This is a genomic window from Pseudomonas sp. dw_612 (assembly GCF_018449725.1).
Classification (GTDB): domain Bacteria; phylum Pseudomonadota; class Gammaproteobacteria; order Pseudomonadales; family Pseudomonadaceae; genus Aquipseudomonas.
This window is the reverse complement of sequence record NZ_JAAVVC010000002.1, coordinates 216,065-240,542: the sequence shown is the minus strand read 5'-3', so window position 1 is coordinate 240,542 and position 24,478 is coordinate 216,065. Positions and strand designations below refer to the sequence as shown.

Here is a 24,478-nt window from a genome sequence, read left to right as displayed (position 1 = left end):
CCGCTTTCGCGAGCAAGCCCGCTCCCACAGAAAAGCTCCATCACCAAGCACCTCAACCAGACAACAAAAACAATCGGACACCCACGGGAAGTCCGCCTGGAGAAACACCATGAGCCTCAATGTACTGGAGGCGGGCGCGAGCCCGTCCGTTAGCCTCGATGTCGAAAAAGCCCTGGTCAGCAAAGTCGCCTGGCGCCTGATGCCGCTGATCATGGTCTGCTACCTGTTCGCGTTTTTCGACCGCATCAACATCAGCTTCGCCAAGTTCCAACTGCAAACCGACCTGAGCCTGAGCGACACCGCCTACGGCCTCGGCGCCGGGCTGTTCGTGGTCGGTTACGTGCTGTTCGAAGTGCCGAGCAACATGATGCTGTACAAGGTCGGCGCCCGGCGCTGGATCGCCCGGATCATGATGTCCTGGGGCGTCGCGACGGCGGCCATGGTCTTCGTCAACAGCGAATGGCAGTTCTACGCGCTGCGCTTTGTCATCGGCGCAATGGAGGCCGGTTTTGCGCCCGGCGTCCTGTATTACCTGACGCTGTGGTTCCCGCAGCACTATCGCGGGCGCATCACCTCGATGCTGTTTCTGTCCTCGGCGTTCGCCGGTCTGGTCGGCGCACCGTTCTCCGGCCTGGTGCTGCAACACCTCGACGGCGTGATGGACATGCGCGGCTGGCACTGGCTGTTCCTGCTCGGCGGCGTGCCCTGCATCGTCCTGGGTTTGCTGGTGCTGAAGTTGCTCAAGGACCGCATCGAAGACGCCCATTGGCTGACAGCTTCTGAGAAGACGTTGCTGGCCAGTCGCATCGCCCACCACGAACCGCACAAGGGCGGCGGCTCGTTGCTCGCGGCGCTGAAGATTCCGGGGTTCCTGACCTTGGGGCTGATCTACTTCCTGATCCAGGTCGCGTCCTATGGCTTGAATTTCTGGGCCCCGCAACTGATCCGCAGCGCCGGCACCGAAAGCCCGGTGATGATCGGTTTGCTCACGGCGATCCCTTACATCTGCGGCGCGATCAGCATGGTGGTGATCGGGCGGTTGTCCGATGCGACCGGCGAGCGCCGCAAGTTTGTCGCTGGGCTGGTAACGCTGGGCGCGGTCGGGTTCTTCTGCGCCGGGATCTTCGCCAACCACACGACCTTCCTGATCGTCGCGCTGGGCTTGCTCGGTGCCGGGATCATTGCCTGCATCCCGAGCTTCTGGACCCTGCCGCCGAAACTGCTGGCCGGTGCGGGCGCCGGTGCGGCGGGCGGGATTGCGGTGATCAACACCCTTGGGCAATTTGGCGGCATCGTCAGCCCGGTGATGGTGGGGCGGATCAAGGACCTGACCGGCAGCACCACCCCGGCGCTGTATGTCATCGGCGTTGCCGCGTTGATTGCGGCTGCGTTGCTGATGTGGGGGTTGCCGCAGAAACTGCGCACGCTCGATAAGTTTTAAAAGATCGCAGCCTTCGGCAGCTCCTACAGAGGCCACGCACCCCTGTAGGCGCTGCCGGAGGCTGCGATCTTTTGATGTTCAAGAAGTCGCAATCAACGCTTTACCCGAGGAACTGCTGAACTGAATCAACACCACCCCCGCCACCACCAACAGCGCGCCAAACACCCGAGGCAGCGTCAGTTGCCGCTCCACCAACCCGAACAACCCGAAATGATCGAGCACCATCGAAGCCATCACCTGTCCGGTCAGCGCCAGCACCACAAACCCCGACGCGCCATGCCTGGGCAGCAACATCACCGCAATGCCACAAAGCACACACCGAACACGCCACCGGCCCACATCCACAGCGGCGCCTTGCTGACAAACGCCAGCGACGGCAGCGGCAAACGCAGGGCGAGGATGATCGGCAGCAGCACCAGCAAACTCACCAGCAAACTCACCAGCAACGAGGCCAGCGTCGCCCACAGCGGATGCCCGAGGCCGCGACTCAAGTTGGCGTTGATCGCACTCTGAAACGTCACCACTGCCCCGGCAATCACCGCCGAGTTGCCAACAGCCTGCCGCACCGGAGCGTGGCGCCGGAGTTTATTAGCGGGACGGAGTTGATTCTCACCGTGGCTTCCCGTGGGCTGCGCGGGATTGATGAGTAGTCGTTGATGGTCGTTGCGCCACCGTTTCATATTCCGTCGTTTAGCTTTGTGTTGGTGTGGCATAAACGGCGGGGTGGGGATCAGGCGTTGAATTGGTTGAATGGGCGGATTGAGGCGTGCGTAAAGCCAAGCGATACTCACACTTTGTAGCAGCTGGCGAAGCCTGCGTTCGGCTGCGAAGCAGTCGTAAAACCTGAGCACGCGGTCTTTCTGAAGGACCGCATCGGCTGATTTCACGACTGCTGCGCAGCCGAACGCAGGCTTCGCCAGCTGCTACAGATCGGGTACGGATTATTGTGGGCACCACTTTTCGATGATTGAGTTCATTGCTTCAGTTGTAGCGAAGTCTCCCGCATCGGCTTCTCTCAGCGCCCTCCGTATCTCCACCATTTCTCAAGAGTCGTTAGTGGGTGTATCGGCGGTGTTGGCGGGCAGACTCTCTGAACGATTAGGCATGAATGTCTCGATTTCGTGGCTTGTAACTCAAACATACAACGTAGCCGCATGGAGTAGTGGACGGTTCCATCCCTCTGACGGAACAATTTGTTGAGCGGATGCCGCGCACCGAGGATAGTGCGCGCCTGAATCTGGATGATCTTCTAACCACACAAGGAACAGGGAATGACATTGAAGTCTGGCTTGAGGGGTTGTGCAGCGCTGTGCGGTTTGTTGATGACGACGCAGGCGTTTGCCGCGTGTGAGAAACCGCCGTTTTATGGGGATTTCGGTTATTCGGTGTGCAAGGACTGGCCGGCTTATCCGGGACTGGCAATTACGGCGTTATCGCAGTTCACATCCGGGTATTCGGCGAGCGATTCCGGGCCTGAGGGGAAATATGATCTCAATCTGGCGGTTGTCTCGGCGGGTGATTCGAAGCCGTTGGCGACGTATCACAAATCAGATGCTTTTGAGTCGGATGCCTTTGTTTTTGCCGATATGGAACTCGACACCGCACGCTACAAACTCACGCCCGATCTACGCGCGTTTGGCATACGAGTCAGGTTCAAAGGGTCATCCGGTCCCAATCCCATGGATGAGTCCTGGTTGTCGCTCTATGTAAAAGAAGGCAACAAGTTGCGCCCGGTGCTGGACCGCCTCGTTGTGTATGACTACAGCGGCGAATGGGATACGCGCTGTGCCGGTGAACGTGCGAACACCGTTCGAACCATTGAAATCGGTAAAACCAGCTCCCACGGCTACGCGGATTTGATCGTCAAGTCGGTAACGACTGGCATGGTCGGCGAAGGAGAAGGGGAGGCCTGTGAGGTTAAATCGACCACCGCCAAACCTGTTCTGACCACACTGCGTTACGACGGTAAAACCTACGTTCTGCCACGAGGCTTCAAGGCCGTCCAATGACTGCGCGCCAATCAGGGAAGAACATAATGACCGCAAAAAAACGGCTGGCCTCACTCGCCATCCTCGGCCTCATGACGGCTGCCAGCCAGGCACAGGCCGATTGCCAGGAAACCTCCTTGGGCCAGCAATCGTTCACTATTTGCAAGGTCTGGCCGGCCTATGACGACCAGACCATTGTCGTCACATCGACATTCAAACCAGATTCCATCGACGCCAACAATGATGGCGGAAACGTCGACCTGGAGTTGTCGGTCATCCATTCAACCAGTTCGAAACCCTTGGCCACTTACCGTAAAAAAGACGCCTACTATTCCGATGCCGTGGCGTATGACGGATTGGCGATTGATACGGCACGGTACAAGTTGACCCCGGATGATCGCGCCTTTGGTATTCGTTCGAATTTTGGACACCACTCAAGCGTCAGCCCCTACAACAAGACCGAGTTGGCGTTGTATATCAAGGAGGGCAAAACATTGCGCCCGGTGTTGGAAGGGCTGGTTATTTCAACGAGCAAGGGTGAGTGGGATGGCAACTGCGCGGGACAGGGCGATTCAACACAACGAACCGTCGATATAAGCAAAACACTGCATAACGGTTTCGCTGATCTTGTGGTGACTTCTACCGTAACGATGACTGAAAACGTTGTTGTAGGTGGAGAGTGCCAGGACAAGTCCAAAAAGTTGAAACCCACCCGCGTCACCCTGAGCTACGACGGTAAGCAATATGTCGTGCCAGAAGCGTTCAAAGGTTAATCACCCATGCTCACCGGCCTCAACCACTTGACCCTCGCCGTCACCGACCTGAACCGCAGCGTAGCGTTCTACCAAAACCTGCTGCAACTGCGCCTCGACGCGACCTGGGACACCGGCGCCTATCTCTCGCTACCGGGCCTGTGGTTGTGCCTTTCCCACGACCCATCGCGCAACGCCGAGCCCGCCGCCGACTACACCCATTACGCCTTCACCCTCAGCGCAGCGGATTTCCTGCCGTTCGTCGAGCGCCTGCGATCTGCCGGCGTAAAGGAATGGCGCGACAACCGCAGCGAAGGCGCGTCGTTCTACTTCCTCGACCCGGACGGCCACAAGCTCGAAGTTCATGTCGGCGATCTGGCCTCGCGGCTGGAGGCGTGTCGGCAACGGCCGTATGCGGGGATGAAGTTCTTCGACGATCTGTAAGTCGATGCCGACGGTCCTGAGATAGACTTGCGACCCATTGCCCAAACGCTTGCACAGGATTTCCCATGACCCCATCGCTGCTAATGGCCGTTCTCGCCTCCGGCTTCATCTACGGCATCACCCCCGGCCCGGGCGTGCTGGCGGTGTTCGGGATCGGCGCTGCTCGCGGTCGGTGGGCCGGGGCGGGGTTCTTGTGCGGGCATTTGCTCGGGGATGTGGTCTGGTGCAGCACCGCGTTGATCGCGATTGTCGGTGCCCGGGAAATCGGCAGTACGGCGTTCGATGTGCTGGGCGTGCTCAGCGGGTTGTACCTGTTCTGGCTCGGTTTGCGGGCGATTCGGGCGCGCCGCAGCAGCGCCGATGCGCCGCAAGGGCCGGCGCGGCAGCCGTTCTGGCACGGCATTTTGTTTGGTCTGACCAATCCGAAAGCCTACCCGGTGGCGGTGGCGACGTTCACCGCGCTGCTGTCCAGTCGCGCTGAATTACTCCATTGGTCGATGCTGCCCTGGCTGATTGCCCTGAGCTTCGTGGGCGGATTGCTGGCGTACGCTATTCTCATTGGCATTGTCGGTGCGCGGCGAGTGCGCACCTTGTATCAGCGGCATGAATTGTTGATTACGCGGTTGTGTGGCGTGATGTTTATCGGCTTCGCCGTCAACGCCTTGGCCCATGCGTTGCCGGGGTTGGTGTCGAACAAGGCTTGAGACTGATCGCAGGGAGGCGTCAGTCGCACAGTCAGCGCTCCGGCGTTGACCGGTCAGGGACGGTTTTTTCTCGCTGCATTGCCGGACACGCGCCCTGCACCATGACCACCAGAAATTCCGCGCCTTTGGCGAGCTACATCGACCTGCTGCTGGACGCCGTTTGTGCGGTGGATAAACAAGGTCGCTTTGTATTTGTCAGTGCCGCCTGCGAGCGCGTTTTCGGGTACACGCGGGATGAATTGATCGGCCAGCCGATGATCGATCTGGTGCACCCCGCCGACCGCCAGCGCACCCTCGATGCCGCGCGGGAAATCATGGGCGGCGAGCCCAAGCTCAACTTCGAAAACCGCTACCTGCGCAAGGATGGCCGGGTGGTGCACATCCTGTGGTCGGCGCGCTGGTCGGAAGTCGATCAACTGCGCATCGCCGTGGCCCGGGACATCACCGAACGCAAACAGGCCGAGTCGCGACAAGCGGCGCTGTATGCGATCTCCGAAGCGGCCCACGCGGCGGAAGACTTGCTGGCGCTGTTCAAGCGCATCCACACGATCATCGGCGAATGGCTGCCGGCGCTGAATTTTTCCGTCGCGCTGTACGACGAACACTGCGCGCAGCTGAACTTCCCCTATCACGTCGACGACCGCGAGCTTCAGCCCGAACTACCCGGCACGGTCACCGGACGCCTGTGCGCCGAGGTTATCCGCAGCGGCCAGCCGATCTTGCTGACCCCGGACCAGAGCGAGCTGCCCGAGGGCTTTGAAAGGCTGGTGGCGGGGCAGGACTCACCCTGCTGGCTCGGCGTGCCGCTGAATTCGCAAAACGGCACCATCGGCGCGCTGATCGTCAAAAGCGAGGCCGGCGGCGAGCGCTACACCGAGCAAGACAAAGAACTGCTGCAATACGTCTGCGCCCAGGTGGCAACGGCCATCGAGCGCAAGCAATTGCACGAACGGCTGCAACGCATGGCGCAGTACGATCAATTGACCCAACTGCCTAACCGCGAACTGCTGCGTGACCGGCTCAAGGCGTCGCTGGCGCTGGCGCGTTCAGAGGGCGGGCGAATGGCGTTGCTGTATGTCGACCTGGACCGTTTCAAACAGGTCAACGACACCCACGGCCATGCGGTCGGCGACATGTTGCTGCAAGCGGTCGCCAATCGCATCAAGGGTTGCGTGCGGGACACTGACACGGTGGCGCGCATCGGCGGGGATGAGTTCGTCGTGCTGCTGCACAGCATTCACGCGGCGGAAGACGCCGACAGCGTTGCCGGAAAAATCCGACAGGTCCTGGCGCAGCCCCTGCGGCTGGATGGTCACAGCCTGAACATCGAACCGAGCATCGGCGCGGCGCTCTACCCAGAGCACGGCACTGAAGAAAAACAGCTGTTCCGCCACGCCGACGAGGCGATGTACGCCGCCAAACGCCTCAGTCATCGGCCGCTTGAAGTCTGAACGTTCGCTGCCGTTCGTCGCAGCATCCGCACTTTTTCTAAACCTTTGCCCCGATGAGAATTCTGATCCTATGCGGGCGTTTGCTCGCCGCGATCAACACCAAGAGGATGAGAATCATGCCTACTTCAAGAAACTCTAACTCGGGAAACTTCGCCAACGATCGAACGAAGGCGTCTGAAGCCGGTCGCAAAGGTGGGAAAACTACCACCACGACTGTCGAGAAAGACCCTGCGAAAACCGATATGGGCCGCAAAGGTGGTCAGAAATCTCGTTAGTGGCGAGGGTAGTTTTGATTGAGAGACGGGGGCGCAAGCTCCCGTTTGAATTTTATTTCGAGGAGGGCGCGACCATGAGCCGGATGGCCACCCGTTTACGTAATGCCAGTTTTGCCACGTTGCTGGGCCTGTGTGCCAGCAGCGCCTTTGCCCAGTCGCCTGCAGACTTCATCAACGATGCGTCCGCCAAAGGCATGGCCGACATCGAAGCCAGTCGCCTGGCGCACCAGAAAACCGAATCCAAAGAGGTCAAGGACTACACCGTCGTGGTCATCAATGACCTGACCACCGCCAACCAGCATCTGGCAAAAATCGCCAAGAAGCTCGATTTGCCGGTGGCGCCTCGGGAAGAAGTGATCGACAAGTCCAAAACGATGATCCCCGAAGTGAAGGATGGCCCGACTTTCGACCAAGCCTACGCTGCCAGTCAGGTGCAAAACACCCAGGCTGCTATCGACCAGATCCAGCAGGAAGCGCAGACCACCGACGTTCCGGAAATCAAAGCGTTCGCCGAAGAAACCCTGCCCAAACTGCAAAACCACCTGCAGATGGCCAAGGCATTGCAAGCCAGCCGCTAACCCTTATGCTGCGCGGGTGACCGAGGTCACCCGCGAATAGCGCTTCCTCAGCATTGGTCGAATTTTGGCTTCGGTTTGTCGTCGCTGGGAGCGACGTCCATGGCAATCGTTTCGCCTTCGCCGATCTTGCGGTACTGCTTCCTCAACTCCTCCAGTTGCTTCAGATCCAGCGACTCCAGCCCCAACATCGCGTTCTGCGCCTCCTTCGTCACCCGCAGCAACTCATCGATCTTCAAGTGCAAGATATCCGTATCGCGGTTCTGAGTGTTCTGGATCAGGAATACCATCAGGAAGGTGATGATGGTGGTTGAAGTATTGATGATCAGTTGCCAGGTGTCGTTGTAGTGGAAGATCGGCCCGGTCAATCCCCATACAGCAATCAGAATGATCGCGATCAAAAACGTCGTGGGACTGCCGGCCCATAAAGCGAGCTTCTGGGAGACTTTTGCGAATTTCATTGCCGTGTTCCTTATAGGGATGCGCCTGAAATTCAGACAGCGACGGCATGTGGGAATTTCTTTTTTAACAACGATGCGGGGGAGAGCTAAAAGATCGCAGCCTTCGGCAGCTCCTACGTTGGAACGCGGTCGGCGTAGGAGCTGCCGAAGGCTGCGATCTTGGCGATCGGTAGCGAATTACTCTATGGGTAACAATCATAGAAACAGCTTCTATTTCCCATTCCTGGCCGGATTCTTTCTTTGTGCCGGTTTGTGTCTAGTATCAAGGGCAGTCAAATCGCCAGCATGCAAACACATGGATCGAAACCACGTCAGAGGCCACTCATGGAATTCTTCGAAAAGTTAGCAAGCCTAGCTGCCAAAGTTCGTTTACAGAGCGCTGCAATCAAGACAGAAGAGGCGACCAAGAACGCTTTTGTTATGCCCTTTATCAGCACGGTTCTGGGCTACGACGTGTTCGATCCGACGGAGGTAACTCCAGAGTTTGTGTGCGACATCGGAACGAAAAAAGGCGAAAAAATTGACTACGCCATCATGAAGGACGGCGAAGTTCAGATTCTGATCGAATGCAAAAAAATCGGCGAGCCACTGCACATCAATCATGCTTCTCAGCTCTTTCGATATTTTCATGTCACCAGTGCACGGATCTCCATACTGACCAACGGCCAAGTCTACAAATTTTTCACCGACTTGGACGCGCCGAACAAGATGGACGAGAAGCCTTTTCTTGAGCTCGATCTTCTGGATATCGATGAGTATTCCGTTCCCGAACTGGTCAAACTCACCAAATCAGCATTCGACGTCGATTCAATCATCAGTGCTGCCGGTGAATTGAAATACGTCAGCCAAATCAAAAAGATCATTGCCGCGCAGGTCAGTAAGCCCGATGACGATTTTGTGAAAGTGTTCGCGTCCCGCGTGTACGACGGGGTGATTACACAAAAAGTGCGTGAGCAGTTTCATGAGCTGACAAGAAAGGCTGTTGTGCAATTCCTGAATGATCAAATCAACGTACGGCTCAAATCAGCTATGAGCGGCGCCATGCAACCAGCATTGGCTTCTTCACCCGTTTCCACTACTGCTGAGCAGCCTGAGGTGAGAGATGAGTCAGAGGACAAGGTTATTACTACGCTAGAGGAGCTGGAGGGCTATCACATCGTTCGAGCTGTGGTTCGTTCTGTTGTGGATGCCAAGCGGATTGTTCAACGTGACACCCAGAGTTATTTTGGCATTTTGCTTGACGACAACAACCGAAAGCCGATTTGTCGGCTGCACTTTAATCGCACACAGAAATACATCGGGATTTTTGACCAAGAGAAAAATGAAACCCGGCATCCAATCAGTTCGATAGACGATATCTACAACTATTCGGATGATTTGAAAAAGACGGTCGGCTATTACGATTAACACGGAGTATTTAGAAACCGGCCCTCGAGGCCGGTTTTTTGTGGGAATTGTTCAAGCAGAAAGCGTCACCTCAACCTCCCAACCGAAACACCCCACCACTTCACAACGCTGGTTAACCAGCATGAAGCTCAGTTCGCAGGCGGCGACGCCCGGCTTCAGGTGCGTGCATTCCCAATAGTGATCATCGGCCTGGTGGCTGCCGGGCTGGGTCGGGTTTTCCGGATCAGGGGCTGGCACGGTGAGGTCGCTGTTGACCTGCAGTTTTGGCGGCGACAGCACTTGGGAATCGCCCACGGACATGTCGTAGAAAACCACGCTGTGTTCGGCGATCAGGCTCACGGTCCTGCCACGAATATGGAAGGTTTTTCCGTTGTGGGTGGCTAATGTCAATTTACTGTCATTTTTAACATTATCTATTCCGCTGGCGACGAAAATGAATCCATCGCTGATGGTCGTTGGATTTTCAGCCTCAAGGCTGGGGGTCGGATACTTTGCGAGCAGCGACTCGGCATCAACAACCAGCAACACATTGTTGGCTGCCGCGACACTGGATGAAGGCGATTTGATCGGTTCGGAAGTCATCATGGATTCCTTTCATGATGTTGGCACAAGACGACAGCCGCTTCGGTTCATGCAAGACATCCTGTTCCTGCCGAAACGGCAACGAACTGGGTTGGCCCCTTGTCGCCAAGGGGCCGGACTTCGTCAGTTGCGGATGGTGATGAACGGATCCCACGAGCAGCAGCCGACGATTTGGCAATCACGATCGACGATCAGGAAATGGAAGTGATAGGTCACGCTGCCGGTCGCAAGCGTTTCCGAAGACCAATAGTGGTTATCGACTTTCTGGCAGCTTGGCACTGACGGATTACTGGGGTTAGGAACGGCAACACAGGCTGTGGCCTTGCGCGGTGTAGGCGTGGAGATCAACTCGTTGCCGACGTTGCCAATGAACTTGTAGAAAATCACCGCGGTCTCGAAGCTCTGCGACAGGCTGGTTTCACGCCAGCGAACCAGGTCGCCCACCCGAGCTTTCAAGTTGAGTTCGCCACCGGCCTGACCACTGATCACGTTGTCCTGGTTGGTCACCATGTACACGTGATTGACGTCGATCATCGTCGGTGCGGCGGGGTTTTTGCTGATGTTCGGGTATTTTTTCAGAATGGTTTCGGTGTCGATTGAGACCAGCACATCCGTGACTCGAGACATAGTAAAGCTCCTTGTTCATAGTGATTGCCCGGCAACTTTCCAGGCATGACAACGCTTGCTTGCCTTACGGCCGTTGTTGAAACACTACGGGCGGAACCCACCATGCACGAGGCTTGAACAGGCCTTGCTCCATGCGTGCAAATTGACAGGTCGGGTTCCTTCCGACTGGCCGCGATTAGGACTATAGATGCGAAACATAGGCTGTCAAAATTGCTTGACCGTTCCCTCGACGAACGGTCGATTTGGTTATGATTTCCGATGATTTGGCGATAAGAAAACCCCATCTCAGACTTGCGTGTTACATAAGTCGAATAGGGCTGGCGCGCGGGTCGGGGTATCGTAGCGAACCGGTTGTCGGTCCAGGCCAGGACAGCCATTCGACAGGAGAACGCAATGAGTTGGTCCGCCAAACAATACGTCGCTTTTGAAGATGAACGCACCCGCCCGGCCCGCGATTTGCTCGCGGCCATCCCGCCCGTGGACGCGCGTTCGGCCATCGATATCGGCTGCGGCCCCGGCAACTCCACCGAGTTGCTGGTCGAGCGCTTCGACAATGCCCTGGTGCGTGGCGTGGACAGTTCGCCCGACATGATCGACGCCGCCCGCAAGCGCTTGCCCGAGGTGCAGTTCGACACCGTTGACATCGCAACCTGGAACGATAGCGGCCCGTTCGACGTCATTTTCGCCAACGCCGTTTTGCAGTGGCTGCCTGATCACTCCACGTTGCTGCCTTCGCTGGCATCCCGACTGACCGAGGGTGGAAGCCTGGCAATCCAGATGCCGGACAATCTCAATGAACCCTCCCACCGTTTAATGCGCGAAGTCGCCGCTAATGGTCCTTGGGCCAGCAAGTTGGCGGACGCCGCCGGGCAACGGACGGACATGGCCAGTGCCAGCGCTTACTACTCGATGCTCAAGCCGCACTGTGCGCGCGTCGATGTGTGGCGCACGACTTACCATCATCCGCTGGCGGGTGGGGCTTCGGGTGTTGTTGAGTGGTTCAAGGGGAGTGGGTTGCGGCCGTTTCTTGAGCCGTTGGATGAGGGGGAGCGAGCGGAGTATTTGAGGCGGTATCTGGCGGCGATTGAACAGGCTTATCCGGCGTTGGAGGATGGGACGGTGTTGTTGCCGTTTCCGCGGTTGTTCATCGTAGCGACACGATAAAAGCCCCTGAGATAGTCATTTGAAACACTGAACCTGTGGGAGCGAGCTTGCTCGCGATAGCGGTGTGTCAGCCAACATTGATATTGACTGACACTACGCCATCGCGAGCAAGCTCGCTCCCACAGGGATTGCGGTGTTCCTTAGTTAAGTGGCATCAGCCTGCCGCATTTCAGCGCTCCACCGCCACCAACATCATCATCGGCCGCTCACGCTCCACCGCCAGCGCCGGCTGCGCCGCCACCTGCGCATCCGTCGGCCCCCATTCGTTGACGTACCGGATCGTGAACCCCGCCGCAATCAACGCATTCAACAAAGTCCCCACCGTACGGTGCTGCTTGATCACACCCTCCGCCAGCCAATTCGTCACCCGCTCACCTTCCAGTTGATAGCTGTCCAGCGGCCAACGCTTGCGACCTTCGTCATCAATCAACCACCCCGGATTGCGGGGGGCCATGAAGATTGGATGTTCGATGGAAAACACAAATCGAGAGCCGGGTTTCAGGGCTTTGTGGATATTGGTGAACAGGCCGGGCAAATCCTTGATGTAGTGCAATGCCAGCGAACTGTGGGCCAGGTCGAAACTGCCGACGGGCAGGTCGAGGTGTTCCAGGTCGGCGCGTTCATATCGGATATTGGCTGCGGAAGTTGTCTTGCGCGCCTGCTCCAGCATCTTCTCCGACACATCAACACCAAGCACACTGTCGGCACCTTGCTCACTGGCCCAACGGCTGAACCAACCATAACCGCAGCCCAGGTCTACCACTTTCAGACCTTTCATCGACGGCAGCATGGATTGAAGGGCCGGCCATTCAGGCGCTGCATCCAAACCACCAATGGAGCGGCCCATCCGGCTATAACCCTGGAAAAACTCCGGATCGTCGTAAATGTTTTGCGTCATGTTCGAATTGCTCTGCTGAGTTCGTCACGGGCGGCACCGGTGGTGCGGCCGATTGGTTTCCCTCGAAGAGTGATGGCGCGTATTCGTTGATGGTCGCGCAGGGGGAGGGTGGTTGTAGATGAGGGAATGCTAGCGGGTTGGATTAAAACGGGAAACGAGATGTGCGTTATGGATATGTAACCAAGGACGAACACACCTTTGTAGCAGCTGGCGAAGCCTGCGTTCGGCTGCGTAGCAGTCGTAAAACCTGAATTCGCGGTCCTTCTGATACACCGCATCGCCTGATTTCACGACTGCTGCGCAGCCGAACGCAGGCTTCGCCAGCTGCTACAGAAACGAAAAGGGCGCCCCAAAAGGCGCCCAATCTAACGTCAGAACTATTCCGCATCCATGCGTCGAGCGATCACGTCCAGCACATCGCAACCGTCGCGCAAGGGCACGCAGCAGAGCAACGCAAAGTCGCTGAGGACCACCGAATCAGACGTGACATCACCCCGCATCGCGAGGTTTTCAAGCAGCTGTGTCACGGCCCGGATTCTGTAACTGGCCGTGCTGAGCAGTGAGTGCAGCGGTTGTGTCGTGTTGACGAACAGGGAGGGAAGATCGTCGGCGTTGCTGGTTAAAGCCATGTATTCGTTCATAAGTGATTACCGTTAGTAGGTTAAAGACCTACCACTCAATCGTCGCCAAACAATAGGGTGGTAGCTGTACGCGGGTTGGCGAACCGGACAACGGTAAAACCGGCAGACCCGAAGATCTCCCACGCACAGCCACCAAAAAAAGCGCAGCAAAATGCAGTCAGAAAAGCTCCGAAAAATCCCGGAGTTTTCTGGGTCGTTGTCATCAAGTCGCCAAACCCGATACGCCATTTGGGCGTGGATCGGACTATAGGGCTCATGACAAAGACACGGCAATCCGCAAGTCTACGGACAATTCCTAGAGTAGTGTAGGACGTTGCTATTTCGAGATTTGGCGCCATTGGCGCCCCGGAAAATGGGCCGTTGGCACTCCATTGGGCGGGCGTTTACAGGCGGTTCCACTAAATCCCGGCCATAAAAAAACCGGCCACATAGGACCGGTTTTTTTCTATCTCTACATCCCCCGTCAAAAAACCTCAACGCGAGACCAAAATTCGATTGGAGCGGGTGAAGGGAATCGAACCCTCGTTATCAGCTTGGGAAGCTGGAGTAATGCCATTATACGACACCCGCTCAGAGCGGCTGACTTTGTACCAGATGTGCGCGTGGATTTGAAGTTTTTCTTTATGCGCGTTGCATTTAGCACGGGGTAGCACGAAGGCATGGACCGCGTAACGGCCATTCGCGGGCAAGCCTCGCTCCTACACAAAACGTTAACGCTGTAGGGTGGGGCTTGCTCGCGATGACGCTGTTTCAGATTGCCAGTGCATGGTGGTCCTGGACGTAGTGGTAACGCGGTCGGCTGGCGTATTGCTCGGGTTTCAGGAAGCCCAGCAGTGCGTTTTGGCTGTCTCGGCAGGCGGCTTTGTGTTCCATGTCGAGAAAGTGCCCGGTGGCTTGCAGGGTGCTGAAGGTGGCGTGTTGCACGTGGTTGGCGAATAGTCGGGCGCCGTCGGCGGCGGTGTATTCGTCCCATTCGCCGTTCATGAACAGCACCGGCACGTTGATTTTTTCGGCAGCCTTGAGGAAGCACTGCCGATCGCTGTGCAGCAGGTCGCTGATGTGGAAGTGCATCTGCCCGTATTCGTGCTCGGCCAGGTTGCTCACGTGGCGATAGTTGAAGCGCTTGAACAGCGACGGCAGGTGTTTGCCGATGGTGCTGTTGACCAGGTTGCCGACCCGGTCGCCATCACGGCTGCCGAGGTAGTCGACGCCGCGCTCGAGGTAGTCGCGCATGGGCTCGTTGATCTCTGGGGAGAACGAGCTGATCACGGCTTTTTCGATGCGCCGTGGCCGTTGGGCGAGGGCGACCAGGGTCGCGGCGCCGCCCCAGGAAAACGACAGCACGTGTTCGGCGGCGAAGTGGTCGATCAGCTCCAGCAGGATCTGGCCTTCAACTTCCTTTGTCAGCAATTTCTCGTGCAGGTTGTGGGCTTTTGACTTGCCCGCGTAGGGCTGGTCGTAGCACACCACATTGAACTGCGGATGGAGGTTTTTCACGGTCTGAGCAAACGACGCAGTCGTGGCCATCGAGCCGTTGACCAGAATAATGGTCTTCTCTGCGGCGTCTGCGCGATAGAACTCCGTGTAAACCCGATACTGACCCTGTATATCCAGCACAGCGATTTCTGGCCTCATGTCATAAGACTCCTGGGCAAGCGGGTATGCGCGCAAATGAGATTGCACGAGCTTTGTGACAGGTAGGCATACGCCTGGAATTTGGAGGCCCATGTCGATCCGGTAAGGCAGGTCGACGGGTATTGTTATTGGCGGGCAGTCTGCCGGTGGAAAGCGGAACCTGAGGGTTCTCTGCCGGCAAAAAGTTTCTTAGAAGTATGTTGTGACTCGTCGGTCACAATTTGGCCGACGTCCTGATTCAAGCAGGGGTCACGACATCGCGCAAGTGTCATTCGTAAATTGTTCGACAACTTCTGCTGAGCGGTCGCCTGCTTAGATCAATTGAATCTCTTCGGTGCGCAACGCACGGTACTCGCCCGGTTTTAGCGCGTTATCGAGCAGCAGCGGGCCCATGCTTTCGCGGTGCAGGCGCAGCACCTTGTTGTCGAAATGGCCGAACATGCGCTTCACTTGGTGGTAACGACCCTCGACGATGCTCAGCCGCGCCGACTTCGCGCCGAGCAGCACCAGTTCGGCGGGCTGCGTGGTGAGTTCCTCGAAGGCAAAGTACAGCCCCTCGTTGAAGGTGACTGCATACTCCGGGCCGATGTCCTGTTCGGTCTCGACGTAGTAGACCTTGGGCAATTTGGTTTGCGGTTGGGTCAGGCGCCGCGACCAACTGCCGTCGTTGGTGATGATCATCAGACCGGTGGTGTTGAAGTCCAGGCGTCCGGCGATGTGCAGGTCAGATTTGTCCGGTTCGTGGATCAGATCGAGCACCGTCGGGTGTTGCGGGTCGCGGGTGGCGCTGACGCAGCCGGGCGGCTTGTTCAGCATGAAATAGCGCGCGGGTTTGCCGACCTGCAGCACGTCGTCGTCGACTTCAACGCAGCTGAATTCCAACACTTCGCTATGAGGGTCGCTGACGACTTTTCCGTCGATACGCACGCGTTTTTCCACCAGCAACAGACGAACCTGCTTACGGTTGAAGCGCGGCAAGTTGCTGAGGAAACGATCTACACGCATCGGTTAACAATCGGACGGAGAAGGGCCGCGCATCTTACGTGATCGGCCGGGCGGCTGCTTGCAGCTGCGCCTCGACCTGGGCGCAACGCGGGCACAGGCAAGAGAGGTCGCGCAGTTCGGCCGGCAGCGCTTCGAGGACCGCCGGGTCGATGCTGACGCCGTAGCACCAGCAGGCGCGGTCGGCGGTTCGTGGGTCGGCCAGGCTGCAGTCGTTGGGGGCGCCGCAGGCCGGGCAGAGGTCAGGCTTGTTCATCAAGGTCATTCATAAACGGAGTGAGGCATTTCCACGCAGGTGCGGTTGCGGCCGGCTTGCTTGGCCCGGTACATCGCATGATCGGCCCGGGACAGCAGCGTATGCAAGGTTTCATCCGGTTGCAGGGTGGTCAGGCCGATGCTCACGGTCAGATGCAGTTCCTTGTTGTTGTAGGCATAACGCTGTTTTTCCACATGTTGACGAATTTTCTCGGCGATTTTCTGACCGGTCTCACCGTCGGTGTCCTTGAGCAGCACGATAAATTCCTCACCGCCCCAACGGCAGACAATGTCGGAATGCCGCAGGCAGCTTTCCAGGTCCCGGGCGAAACCGATCAGCACTTGATCACCGGCGAGGTGGCCGTAGGTGTCGTTCAACACTTTGAAATGGTCGAGGTCCAGCAGCAACGCCGTCAGCGGTTTCGGTTCGCGCTGGGCCTCGTGCATGGCTTGCGCCGCCAACAGGTCGAAGCCCCGGCGGTTGGGCAGTTCGGTCAGGCTGTCGAGGGTCGCCTGGGCCTGGATCTTGCCCTGATAACGTTTGATCACCCGGTTGAGCAGGGCCAGCACAATCAAGGTGACGAGCAGGCAGATCAGCAGGTTGAGGTACAACGACTGGCGGATTTCACTGAGGGCGCTGTCTTCACGTTTATCGACGAACAGGTACCAGTTCAGCTCCGGAATAAACCGCACGTTGAGGAAATGTCCCTGGCCGTGGACGGAATATTCGTAGCTGCCGCTGTGGGGTTTGGGCAACTGGCTGACCAGGCCTTTCATGCTGTTGAGGTCGCCCAGACTCTGGCCCGCCCGCGCACCTTCAGGACCGCCCTCGGCGCCGGTGAGCACCAGGCGACCGAAGGTGTCGACGAAGTACACGCTGCGTTGATAACGCTGTTGATACTTGTCGATCAGCTTGATCACCGCATCCACCGTCAGGCCGACGCCGGCCGCGCCGATAAAGCGTTTGTCGTAGTCGTAGACCTTGTAGTTGATGAAGAACGTCAGGTTGTCCTTGTTGGCCAGGTCCGGGTCGACGTTGATCTCGTAGGGTTCTTTCATGTCGCGAACACGGAAGTACCAGGCGTCCCGGGGTTCGTCGATCTTGACCTGCTTGAGCACGCCTTTGGCGTGGTAGTAGGTCAGGCTGCTGTTGGAGATGAAAAACGCTGTGTAGGCGCCGTAATGGGTCATGACCTCGTTGAGGTAGCGGGTCATCTGGTCGGGGTCGTGCTCGCCGTTGACCACCCAGTCGCGCATGAAGGTGTCGCGGGACATCATCGAGGAAATCAGGATCGGTCTGACAAGGTCTTTCTGGATTTCCGAATAGACCGTGTCGGACGTCAGCGGCAATTCGGTGTTGACGATGTTGTCGCGGATCGACGCTCGCGAGGCGTAGTAGCTGAGAAACGAGGTGGCGAGGAAACCGGCACCCAATAACGCAATCAGCGTGAGGACCAACGAACGTTGGGAATACAGCGGCGAGCGAAGCGGCATGGTGGTTCCGTTGGCAGTGACCTGATGGCATGCATTCTAGTGGGACTGGGGGGAAATAACTGCGGGATTTGTGGGGGGAATGGCGGGTGATTTGGGTTGATTGAGAGTTGTGGCGAAAGAAAGAGCCACCCCTCACCCCAGCCCTCTCCCCAGAGGGGAGAGGGGGAAAGGGAGCAGACCGTATGCTTTTAAGGTATTTCGTTCGGCTCGATATCTCAGGTCGGTGTAAGTCGTATGAACACCTCGTTCAGTCCCCTCGCCCCTTTGGGGAGAGGGCTAGGGTGAGGGGTGGATGTCGGATCAGCCACGAGTCTCAAGATAAGCCCGCCACCCGCCGAGATGACTGATATCCACCGCGCCTTCAAGTCCGTAAGCCTCACAAATAAACCCACTCTCCCAGCGCCCATCCGCCAGTTGCACCTTGCCCAACCCCAACGGCGCCGGGATCCCGGTCAGGAACGAGCCCAATTCACTGCTCGGCAATTCCCAGACCTCCACCGCAATCGCCACGCCGCCGTCCTTCACCCGCACCATCCCCGGACGAAACGGTGGGCCGCCGGCCAGCGCGTACAACTGGTAGTCCGGTGAGCTAAACGTCGATTCAAGCAGTCGAGCCCCGCGCTGCTTGAGTTGCCAGTTCAACGCCAGCCCCTCCAGATGCGCGCCGCACACCACCAGCCGAGCACGATCATTGCGAGCCACGGTCGTTGGCGCAGACGAATCTTTTTGACGCTGGAAAGCATCCGCCACGCTCAACAAATACTGATCGGTAAACGCCCGACCAAACAGCGTCACGCCCCACGGCAAGCCATTACCCATGAAACCACTGGTCACGGCGACGGCGGCGTAGTCGAGCAGGTTCATGAAGTTGGTGTAATAGCCCAGTTCCGAATTGCGCAGCACCGGTTCCGCCGCCAGTTCCGCCAAGGTGACGGGGCGGCCGATGGTCGGCGTGAGCACGCAATCCAGTCCTTCCAGTGCCTGGTCGCACAGCGCCTTCAGCTCTTGCAGTCGATACTGCGCGCGGAAGGTCTGCACGCCGGTCACCGCCGGGGCCTTGGCCAGTACCGCGCGAATCACTGGCAGCACCGCTTCGGGGTTTTGCTCCATCAGCTCACCGGCCACGCTGTAGCGCTCGGCCACCCACGGGCCTTCATACAGCAACTGAGCGGCTTCGAGGAAGGGCGACAGGTCCAGTTCCACTGCTTCACCGCCCATGGCTTTCAGCTGATCGATGGCATCACCGAACAACAACGGGCCTTCCGGGCAGCCGAAAAATTCCAGGTCCCGGGCGCGGGGCACGCCGAAACGGAAGGGGCGCGGCGCGCCGAATGCCGAGCCGTCATTCCACAACGGATTGCGGCGGCTGTAGGCGTCCCGTGGATCGAGATGCGCGGTCAGCGCCAGCAATTGACTGGCCTCACGGGCAGTCGCAGTGAAGGTCGTGACGCAATCCAGCGTGCGACAGGCCGGCACCACGCCGCCCGTAGAAATCAATCCCTTGGTGGCTTTCAACCCCACCAGATTGTTCAACGCCGCCGGCACGCGCCCGGAGCCCGCCGTGTCCGTCCCCAGGGAGAAACTTGCTATGCCCAAGGCCACCGCCAACGAAGATCCGGCGCTGGAACCACCCGCCGGATACTCCGGCAGCACGCTGTTCGGGCACGCGCCATAAGGCGAGCGACTGCCGTTCAGCCCGGTGGCGAATTGGTCGAGATTGGTCTTGCCCAGCGGAATTGCCCCCAACGCCAGCAACTGCTCGACGATGGTCGCCGAACGCTCCGGCACATAGGCAAATGCCGGACACGCCGCCGTGGTGGGAATGCCCGCCAAATCGATGTTGTCCTTGATCGCAAACGGCACGCCGTACAGCGGCAAACTGTCGAGATCACGCCCGTCGAGCGCGGCGAGGTACGGTTCCAGTTCCTCGACACTGAGCAAATGGATGAACAGGTGATAATCCGGGTTCAGCGCGGCGGCTTTGTCGCGCAGGCTCAACAGCAATTGCCGAGGCGTGGTATGGCCGTCGCGATAAGCGCTGCGCAGGGCGTCGAGTTGCAGATTGAAATTCATGATTCGATCCTTTTCAAAATGAGTTCAGTCGAGGTCCAGCACCACGACCCGCTGCCCGGCGCGCACCGCCGAACCCGGTTGTACGAGAATCTTGCGCACCACCCCGGCCATCGGCGCGAGCAGCGGGATTTCCATCTTCATCGACTCCAGAATCACCAACACATCCCCGGCCTCAACCCGTGCGCCAGTTTCAACCTGCACCTGCCAGAGGTTGCCGGCAATGTGGCTGTCGACGCTCAGTTGACCGCTGGCCAGCGGTGCATCTTCGGTGGCTTCGGGGATCAGTTCTTCACTGTCGAAATGCGCCTGGCCACTGGCGATCCAGCGTTCGCGCTCGGCGTTGAACGCGCCTTTCTGCTGCTCCCGAAATGCGGCAATGCTCTCGGCTTCTTTCGCTAGAAACCCCTGGTAATCCGCCAGGTTCAACTGGCTGTCTTCGATGTTCAGTTCGAAGCGCCCGAGGGGAAAATCCCGACGAATACGCAGCAACTCATCGGCGCTCACGGGGTAGAAACGAATCTGATCAAAGAACCTTAGCAGCCACGGTTTGCCGTCGAACGCCGCGACCTCGCGGTAGCGATTCCACATCTGCAACGTGCGCCCGACAAACTGATAACCGCCGGGGCCTTCCATGCCGTACACGCACATGTAGGCGCCACCGATGCCCACCGAATTCTCGGCGGTCCAGGTGCGCGCCGGGTTGTATTTGGTGGTCACCAAACGATGGCGCGGGTCGAGCGGGGTGGCGACCGGTGCGCCGAGGTAGACATCGCCGAGGCCCATCACCAGATAGCTGGCGTCGAACACCGTGCGCTGCACTTCGTCGAGGTTCGGCAGGTCGTTGATGCGACGGATGAACTCCAGATTACTCGGGCACCACGGCGCGTCCTTGCGCACGGTGGTCATGTATTTCTCGATCGCCAACTGACAGGCCGGATCGTCCCAGGACAACGGCAGATGCACGATGCGTGACGGTACTTGCAGGTTTTTGGCGGCGCACACGGCGTCCCATTCACCGGCGATGATGCCGAGGAGGTCGGCGAGGGGCAGTTGTTCGGGTTGGTAGTGGACTTGCAGGGAGCGGATGCCGGGCGTCAAGTCGATCACGCCGTGCAGGTTTTTGCTTTCCAGGGCTTGCATGAGGGCGTGGGCGCGGAAGCGCAGGACCAGGTCCAGTTCGGGGGCGCCGATTTCTAGCAGGAGATGAGTATCTCCAGACAAGCGAGCCACCAGCCGCGTATCCCCCAGACCCAAATCCAACACCACAGGCGACACAACCCCCTGTGGGAGCGGGCTTGCTCGCGAAGGCGTCGTGTCAGTCGAGATTAATGTGTCTGGTGTACCGCTTTCGCGAGCAAGCTCGCTCCCACATTGATTCCATTCCAAGGCAAGTGAGCGGGCGATTTTGAGATCTACAGGAAGGAACTGCACTTTGTCCCCAGCCTTCAACTGCCCCAACTGCCAAAGATCCGCCTCAATCACCGTCACCGGACACACAAACCCACCCAGGCTCGGGCCATCCGGCCCGAGGATCACCGGCATGTCCCCGGTAAAATCCACCGCCCCGATCGCATACGGATTGTCATGGATATTCGACGGATGCAATCCCGCCTCGCCGCCATCGGCCCGCACCCATTCCGGCTTCGGCCCGATCAAGCGCACACCGGTTCGGCTGGAGTTGAAATGCACTTCCCACTGCGTCGCGAAGAACGTGTCGATGTAGTGTTCGGTGAAGTATTCCGGCGCGCCATGAGGACCATAAATCACGCGAATCTGCCGCACCTCAGGCAACTCGGTGAAAGGCAGTTGTGCTCCCACTTCACGGTCATTCAACGCTGGCACATGCAACACGTCCCCGGCCCGCAGCGCCCGCCCGCCATGCCCACCAAACTGGCCAAGGGTGAAGGTGCTTTTGCTGCCCAGATAATCCGGCACTTGCAGCCCGCCGCGCAGGCACAGATAACTGCGGGCGCCCGCACCGGCAATCGTGCCAAGGCTTAACGTAGAACCCGCCGGTATCAGCAGTGCGGTGTTCATCGGCACGGTTTCGCCGTTCAACGTCAGCGGAATCACCGCCCCGGTAACCGCCACCACCGCTTCGCAATTGAAGCGCAGCAACGGTCCGCTCATGGTGATTTCCAGCGCCGCCAAGCCTTCGTCATTGCCGAGCAGACGATTGCCCAACCTCAGTGCGCGACTGTCCATCGGCCCCGACGGCGGCACGCCAACCGCCCAGTAGCCGAGGCGCCCCGGATAATCCTGCACACTGGTTTGCGTGCCGGCGCTAAGTACTTCAAAGGTGTTCGCCTGATACACCAGACCTTCCAGGCAACGCGTCCACGGCTGACCGCTGGCGAAAGGCGTATCGAGCAAAATCTGCCGCAAATAATCGCGATTGGTTTCCACGCCGTACAACAGACTGTCGCCCAAGGCTTGATGCAGATCGGCAGCCGCTTGTTCGCGAGTCGGCGCCCAACTGATGACCTTGGCAATCATCGGATCGAAGTACGGCGGGATCTCGCAACCGGCCTCGACCCAGGTATCGATCCGCAGGTGTTTGCCATCGGCAGCGGGAAAGTTCACCGCCGTCAGCAAGCCCGGACTCGGTTGAAAATCCCGGCCCGGATCTTCGGCATACAGCCGTGCCTGAATCGCATGCCCGTTTGCTTTCAGACCTTTGCTCAATTCATGAAGTGGCGGCAAATCACCGGCCGCCAGTTCCACCATCCAGCGCACCAGGTCCACGCCCCACACCTGTTCGGTGACGCCGTGCTCCACCTGCAACCGCGTGTTCACTTCCAGAAAGTAGAAGCGCTGGTCTTCACTGTCGAAGACAAACTCCACCGTGCCGGCGCTGCGGTAATTCACCGCTTTGGCGAGTTTGATCGCCGCTGCACACAGCTCATCCGACATGCCTTCCGGGAGGTTCGGCGCCGGGGTTTCTTCGAGGACTTTCTGGTTGCGCCGCTGCACCGAGCAATCACGCACACCGAGGGCAATCACATCGCCGCGACCATCGCCGAATACCTGCACTTCCAGATGCCGGGCACGCTGGATGTACTTCTCGATGAACACCCCGGCGTCGCTGAAATTGTTCTGGCCCAAGCGTTTGACTGCTTCAAAGGACTCGCTTAGTTCCGCAGCGCTGCGGCACACGCGCATGCCAATGCCGCCACCGCCAGCCGTGCTTTTCAACATCACCGGATAGCCGACCTGTTCACCGGCAATCAACGCCGCGTCGAGGCTGTCGAGTAACTCGGTGCCTTCGAGCATCGGCACGCCGTGCTGCTTGGCCAGCGCGCGGGCGGTGTGCTTGAGGCCGAACACCCGCAATTGTTCCGGCGTCGGGCCGATAAACGCAATGTTGGCGGCTTCACAGGCTTCGGCGAACCTGGCGTTTTCCGAGAGAAAACCGTAGCCGGGATGGATCGCCGTGGCGCCGGAGGCTTGAGCGATGGCAAGGATTTTATCCACCGCCAGGTAGGTGCCGGCGGCGGCGCCTTCACCGAGGCTGTGAGCTTCGTCGGCCTGCAAAATGTGCAGGCTCGCGGCATCGGCTTCGGAGTAAACGGCGACGCCCTTGACCTGCAATTCACCGAGGGTGCGCAGGATGCGGCAGGCAATCGCGCCACGGTTGGCAATCAGGACTTTTTCGAACATGGCAAAACCCCCGGAGGCGATAACGCATCAGCCTCGACCTGGGATGCGGGCCGTCCCGCAGTTTTTCGATAGGCGCCGGGGTCGTCCCCGACGGCAGAATCACCAACCTTACAAACACCGCTGGCCCCCTGTGGGAGCGGGCTAGCTCGCGAAGAGGCCGGCACATCCAACATCACTGTCGACTGATACACCGCTTTCGCGAGCAAGCCCGCTTCCACATGGGTTCAGTGGTGTTTGGAGGGGGTTAGGCACTGGCCCGAACGCGCCTGGCACAGCGCAAACAACCACTTGCGCAACCGCAAGAATGTCAGTTCCATACGAGCAACTCCGCAGGCGTAGGGTTGTAGGCATTGCACGGGTTGTTCAATTGCGGGCAGTTGGAAATCAACACAATCACATCCATCTCCGCCCGCAGATCCACGTATTTCCCCGGCGCTGAAATGCCGTCTTCAAAGGTCAGCCCACCGTCAGCCGTGACCGGCACATTCATGAAAAAATTGATGTTCGGCCCGATGTCACTCTTACCGAGTCTCCCATCGTGGACGCAGGCCCGCAGGTAGTTGTCGCGGCAGCTGTGCATGTAGCGTTTTTCCAACGCATAACGCACGGTGTTGCTCTCTTGCGCGCAGGCGCCGCCGAGGGTGTCGTGGCGCCCACAGGTGTCGGCGACGATGGTCAGCATCGGCTTGCCGAGGTTGGAATAGAGCACGCTGCCGGTGCTCAGGTAGACGCTGTTCTGTCGGCGCAACGTGCGTTGTACGTCGTAGCGTTCCTTCGGGTTGGCGACGCTGTAGAACAAGGTGTCGACGGCCTGGTTGCCTTCCAGGTCGAGGATGCGCAAGGTCTGGCCGGCCTTGACCTCCATCAGCCAGGGTTCGCCTGCGGGGATGGTGGCGCGGTAGATCGCGGTTTCGGGCTGCTTGTGTGGTGTGGCGATGGCGAGTGACAT

General features: G+C 58.6%; 22 protein-coding genes, 1 tRNA gene and 2 pseudogenes. 11 read left to right on the top strand and 14 right to left on the bottom strand.

The genetic code is table 11. The features are described 5' to 3' along the window. Window positions 1-109 precede the first annotated feature (109 nt). Complete coding sequence (locus tag HB680_RS04285; RefSeq protein ID WP_213937371.1) at window positions 110-1,441, top strand: MFS transporter; 1,332 nt, start codon at window positions 110-112, stop codon at window positions 1,439-1,441. Window positions 1,442-1,519: 78 nt separating this feature from the next. Here the strand turns inward: HB680_RS04285 and HB680_RS04280 are convergent. Continuing rightward, window positions 1,520-2,007 (bottom strand): annotated as a pseudogene (locus tag HB680_RS04280) (DMT family transporter). Between HB680_RS04280 and HB680_RS32650 the strand changes: the two are divergent. The 8 genes and pseudogenes from HB680_RS32650 to HB680_RS04245 form a co-directional block, all read left to right on the top strand. Beyond that, window positions 1,981-2,241: pseudogene (locus HB680_RS32650) on the top strand (LysR family transcriptional regulator); the annotation flags it as partial. The pseudogenes HB680_RS04280 and HB680_RS32650 sit on opposite strands and share 27 nt — an antisense overlap. Before the next feature lie 471 nt (window positions 2,242-2,712). Beyond that, a complete protein-coding gene (locus tag HB680_RS04275; RefSeq protein WP_213937370.1) occupies window positions 2,713-3,450 on the top strand; it encodes a hypothetical protein in 738 nt (245 codons plus the stop codon). Window positions 3,451-3,476: 26 nt separating this feature from the next. Continuing rightward, on the top strand, window positions 3,477-4,202 hold the full coding sequence (locus HB680_RS04270; RefSeq protein WP_213937368.1) for a hypothetical protein: 726 nt from the start codon (window positions 3,477-3,479) through the stop codon (window positions 4,200-4,202). 6 nt (window positions 4,203-4,208) lie between these two features. Continuing rightward, a complete protein-coding gene (gene fos, locus HB680_RS04265) occupies window positions 4,209-4,625 on the top strand; it encodes a fosfomycin resistance glutathione transferase (protein WP_213937366.1) in 417 nt (138 codons plus the stop codon). Window positions 4,626-4,690: 65 nt separating this feature from the next. Continuing rightward, on the top strand, window positions 4,691-5,329 hold the full coding sequence (locus tag HB680_RS04260) for a LysE family translocator (RefSeq protein ID WP_213937364.1): 639 nt from the start codon (window positions 4,691-4,693) through the stop codon (window positions 5,327-5,329). A 101-nt stretch (window positions 5,330-5,430) separates the two neighbouring features. Further along, a complete protein-coding gene (locus HB680_RS04255; RefSeq protein WP_213937362.1) occupies window positions 5,431-6,780 on the top strand; it encodes a sensor domain-containing diguanylate cyclase in 1,350 nt (449 codons plus the stop codon). Window positions 6,781-6,896: 116 nt separating this feature from the next. Then, the gene (locus HB680_RS04250; RefSeq protein WP_082356627.1) at window positions 6,897-7,055 is read left to right on the top strand and encodes a KGG domain-containing protein; all 159 of its coding nucleotides are present in this window, start codon (window positions 6,897-6,899) and stop codon (window positions 7,053-7,055) included. 74 nt (window positions 7,056-7,129) lie between these two features. Next, a complete protein-coding gene (locus tag HB680_RS04245; RefSeq protein ID WP_123507533.1) occupies window positions 7,130-7,633 on the top strand; it encodes a DUF4142 domain-containing protein in 504 nt (167 codons plus the stop codon). A 47-nt stretch (window positions 7,634-7,680) separates the two neighbouring features. Here the strand turns inward: HB680_RS04245 and HB680_RS04240 are convergent, their stop codons facing one another. Further along, window positions 7,681-8,091 carry a low affinity iron permease family protein gene (locus HB680_RS04240; RefSeq protein ID WP_213937360.1) on the bottom strand — a complete coding sequence of 137 codons (411 nt, stop codon included), beginning with the start codon at window positions 8,089-8,091 and terminating at the stop codon, window positions 7,681-7,683. A 324-nt stretch (window positions 8,092-8,415) separates the two neighbouring features. Here HB680_RS04240 and HB680_RS04235 point away from each other — a divergent pair, with 324 nt between their 5' ends. Beyond that, on the top strand, window positions 8,416-9,498 hold the full coding sequence (locus tag HB680_RS04235; protein WP_213937358.1) for a type I restriction endonuclease: 1,083 nt from the start codon (window positions 8,416-8,418) through the stop codon (window positions 9,496-9,498). Between the two features lie 51 nt (window positions 9,499-9,549). Here HB680_RS04235 and HB680_RS04230 read toward each other — a convergent pair whose 3' ends face one another. After that, the gene (locus HB680_RS04230) at window positions 9,550-10,080 is read right to left on the bottom strand and encodes an AidA/PixA family protein (protein ID WP_213937597.1); all 531 of its coding nucleotides are present in this window, start codon (window positions 10,078-10,080) and stop codon (window positions 9,550-9,552) included. 123 nt (window positions 10,081-10,203) lie between these two features. Beyond that, on the bottom strand, window positions 10,204-10,707 hold the full coding sequence (locus tag HB680_RS04225) for an inclusion body family protein (RefSeq protein WP_213937356.1): 504 nt from the start codon (window positions 10,705-10,707) through the stop codon (window positions 10,204-10,206). A gap of 393 nt (window positions 10,708-11,100) precedes the next feature. Here HB680_RS04225 and tam point away from each other — a divergent pair, with 393 nt between their 5' ends. Beyond that, entirely contained in the window at window positions 11,101-11,871 is a 771-nt protein-coding gene (tam, locus tag HB680_RS04220) for a trans-aconitate 2-methyltransferase (RefSeq protein WP_213937355.1), read from the top strand. A 169-nt stretch (window positions 11,872-12,040) separates the two neighbouring features. Here the strand turns inward: tam and HB680_RS04215 are convergent, their stop codons facing one another. From HB680_RS04215 to HB680_RS04170, 10 genes are all read right to left on the bottom strand, one after another. Continuing rightward, the gene (locus HB680_RS04215) at window positions 12,041-12,769 is read right to left on the bottom strand and encodes a class I SAM-dependent methyltransferase (protein ID WP_213937354.1); all 729 of its coding nucleotides are present in this window, start codon (window positions 12,767-12,769) and stop codon (window positions 12,041-12,043) included. A 377-nt stretch (window positions 12,770-13,146) separates the two neighbouring features. Then, window positions 13,147-13,410, bottom strand: coding sequence for a short-chain dehydrogenase (locus HB680_RS04210; RefSeq protein ID WP_213937352.1), 264 nt, complete (start codon window positions 13,408-13,410; stop codon window positions 13,147-13,149). 496 nt (window positions 13,411-13,906) lie between these two features. Beyond that, a tRNA-Gly gene (locus tag HB680_RS04205) sits at window positions 13,907-13,980 on the bottom strand. A 180-nt stretch (window positions 13,981-14,160) separates the two neighbouring features. Then, window positions 14,161-15,045 (bottom strand): alpha/beta hydrolase, encoded by an 885-nt coding sequence (locus HB680_RS04200; protein ID WP_213937350.1) that lies wholly within the window; start codon window positions 15,043-15,045, stop codon window positions 14,161-14,163. Window positions 15,046-15,357: 312 nt separating this feature from the next. Further along, entirely contained in the window at window positions 15,358-16,050 is a 693-nt protein-coding gene (locus tag HB680_RS04195; protein WP_213937348.1) for a pseudouridine synthase, read from the bottom strand. A 34-nt stretch (window positions 16,051-16,084) separates the two neighbouring features. After that, on the bottom strand, window positions 16,085-16,303 hold the full coding sequence (locus tag HB680_RS04190; protein ID WP_123406182.1) for a cysteine-rich CWC family protein: 219 nt from the start codon (window positions 16,301-16,303) through the stop codon (window positions 16,085-16,087). Window positions 16,304-16,308: 5 nt separating this feature from the next. Then, window positions 16,309-17,796 (bottom strand): sensor domain-containing diguanylate cyclase, encoded by a 1,488-nt coding sequence (locus HB680_RS04185; protein ID WP_213937346.1) that lies wholly within the window; start codon window positions 17,794-17,796, stop codon window positions 16,309-16,311. Window positions 17,797-18,096: 300 nt separating this feature from the next. Further along, window positions 18,097-19,869, bottom strand: a complete 1,773-nt coding sequence (gene atzF / locus HB680_RS04180; RefSeq protein ID WP_213937345.1) for an allophanate hydrolase — start codon at window positions 19,867-19,869, stop codon at window positions 18,097-18,099. A 24-nt stretch (window positions 19,870-19,893) separates the two neighbouring features. After that, window positions 19,894-23,529, bottom strand: coding sequence for an urea carboxylase (gene uca / locus HB680_RS04175; protein ID WP_213937343.1), 3,636 nt, complete (start codon window positions 23,527-23,529; stop codon window positions 19,894-19,896). Between the two features lie 307 nt (window positions 23,530-23,836). Then, a complete protein-coding gene (locus HB680_RS04170) occupies window positions 23,837-24,478 on the bottom strand; it encodes an urea amidolyase associated protein UAAP2 (protein ID WP_213937341.1) in 642 nt (213 codons plus the stop codon).

What these genes read in the sequence shown, in the direction of transcription:
- HB680_RS04225 (WP_213937356.1), bottom strand. Translation starts at nt 10,707, where the DNA reads ATGTCTCGAGTCACGGATGTGCTGGTCTCAATCGACACCGAAACCATT.
- HB680_RS04195 (WP_213937348.1), bottom strand. Translation starts at nt 16,050, where the DNA reads ATGCGTGTAGATCGTTTCCTCAGCAACTTGCCGCGCTTCAACCGTAAG.
- HB680_RS04270 (WP_213937368.1), top strand. Translation starts at nt 3,477, where the DNA reads ATGACCGCAAAAAAACGGCTGGCCTCACTCGCCATCCTCGGCCTCATG.
- HB680_RS04215 (WP_213937354.1), bottom strand. Translation starts at nt 12,769, where the DNA reads ATGACGCAAAACATTTACGACGATCCGGAGTTTTTCCAGGGTTATAGC.
- HB680_RS04240 (WP_213937360.1), bottom strand. Translation starts at nt 8,091, where the DNA reads ATGAAATTCGCAAAAGTCTCCCAGAAGCTCGCTTTATGGGCCGGCAGT.
- HB680_RS04230 (WP_213937597.1), bottom strand. Translation starts at nt 10,080, where the DNA reads ATGACTTCCGAACCGATCAAATCGCCTTCATCCAGTGTCGCGGCAGCC.
- HB680_RS04275 (WP_213937370.1), top strand. Translation starts at nt 2,713, where the DNA reads ATGACATTGAAGTCTGGCTTGAGGGGTTGTGCAGCGCTGTGCGGTTTG.
- uca (WP_213937343.1), bottom strand. Translation starts at nt 23,529, where the DNA reads ATGTTCGAAAAAGTCCTGATTGCCAACCGTGGCGCGATTGCCTGCCGC.
- HB680_RS04235 (WP_213937358.1), top strand. Translation starts at nt 8,416, where the DNA reads ATGGAATTCTTCGAAAAGTTAGCAAGCCTAGCTGCCAAAGTTCGTTTA.
- atzF (WP_213937345.1), bottom strand. Translation starts at nt 19,869, where the DNA reads ATGAATTTCAATCTGCAACTCGACGCCCTGCGCAGCGCTTATCGCGAC.
- HB680_RS04170 (WP_213937341.1), bottom strand. Translation starts at nt 24,478, where the DNA reads ATGTCACTCGCCATCGCCACACCACACAAGCAGCCCGAAACCGCGATC.
- HB680_RS04260 (WP_213937364.1), top strand. Translation starts at nt 4,691, where the DNA reads ATGACCCCATCGCTGCTAATGGCCGTTCTCGCCTCCGGCTTCATCTAC.
- fos (WP_213937366.1), top strand. Translation starts at nt 4,209, where the DNA reads ATGCTCACCGGCCTCAACCACTTGACCCTCGCCGTCACCGACCTGAAC.
- HB680_RS04210 (WP_213937352.1), bottom strand. Translation starts at nt 13,410, where the DNA reads ATGAACGAATACATGGCTTTAACCAGCAACGCCGACGATCTTCCCTCC.
- HB680_RS04250 (WP_082356627.1), top strand. Translation starts at nt 6,897, where the DNA reads ATGCCTACTTCAAGAAACTCTAACTCGGGAAACTTCGCCAACGATCGA.
- HB680_RS04185 (WP_213937346.1), bottom strand. Translation starts at nt 17,796, where the DNA reads ATGCCGCTTCGCTCGCCGCTGTATTCCCAACGTTCGTTGGTCCTCACG.
- HB680_RS04255 (WP_213937362.1), top strand. Translation starts at nt 5,431, where the DNA reads ATGACCACCAGAAATTCCGCGCCTTTGGCGAGCTACATCGACCTGCTG.
- HB680_RS04200 (WP_213937350.1), bottom strand. Translation starts at nt 15,045, where the DNA reads ATGAGGCCAGAAATCGCTGTGCTGGATATACAGGGTCAGTATCGGGTT.
- HB680_RS04285 (WP_213937371.1), top strand. Translation starts at nt 110, where the DNA reads ATGAGCCTCAATGTACTGGAGGCGGGCGCGAGCCCGTCCGTTAGCCTC.
- HB680_RS04190 (WP_123406182.1), bottom strand. Translation starts at nt 16,303, where the DNA reads ATGAACAAGCCTGACCTCTGCCCGGCCTGCGGCGCCCCCAACGACTGC.
- tam (WP_213937355.1), top strand. Translation starts at nt 11,101, where the DNA reads ATGAGTTGGTCCGCCAAACAATACGTCGCTTTTGAAGATGAACGCACC.
- HB680_RS04245 (WP_123507533.1), top strand. Translation starts at nt 7,130, where the DNA reads ATGAGCCGGATGGCCACCCGTTTACGTAATGCCAGTTTTGCCACGTTG.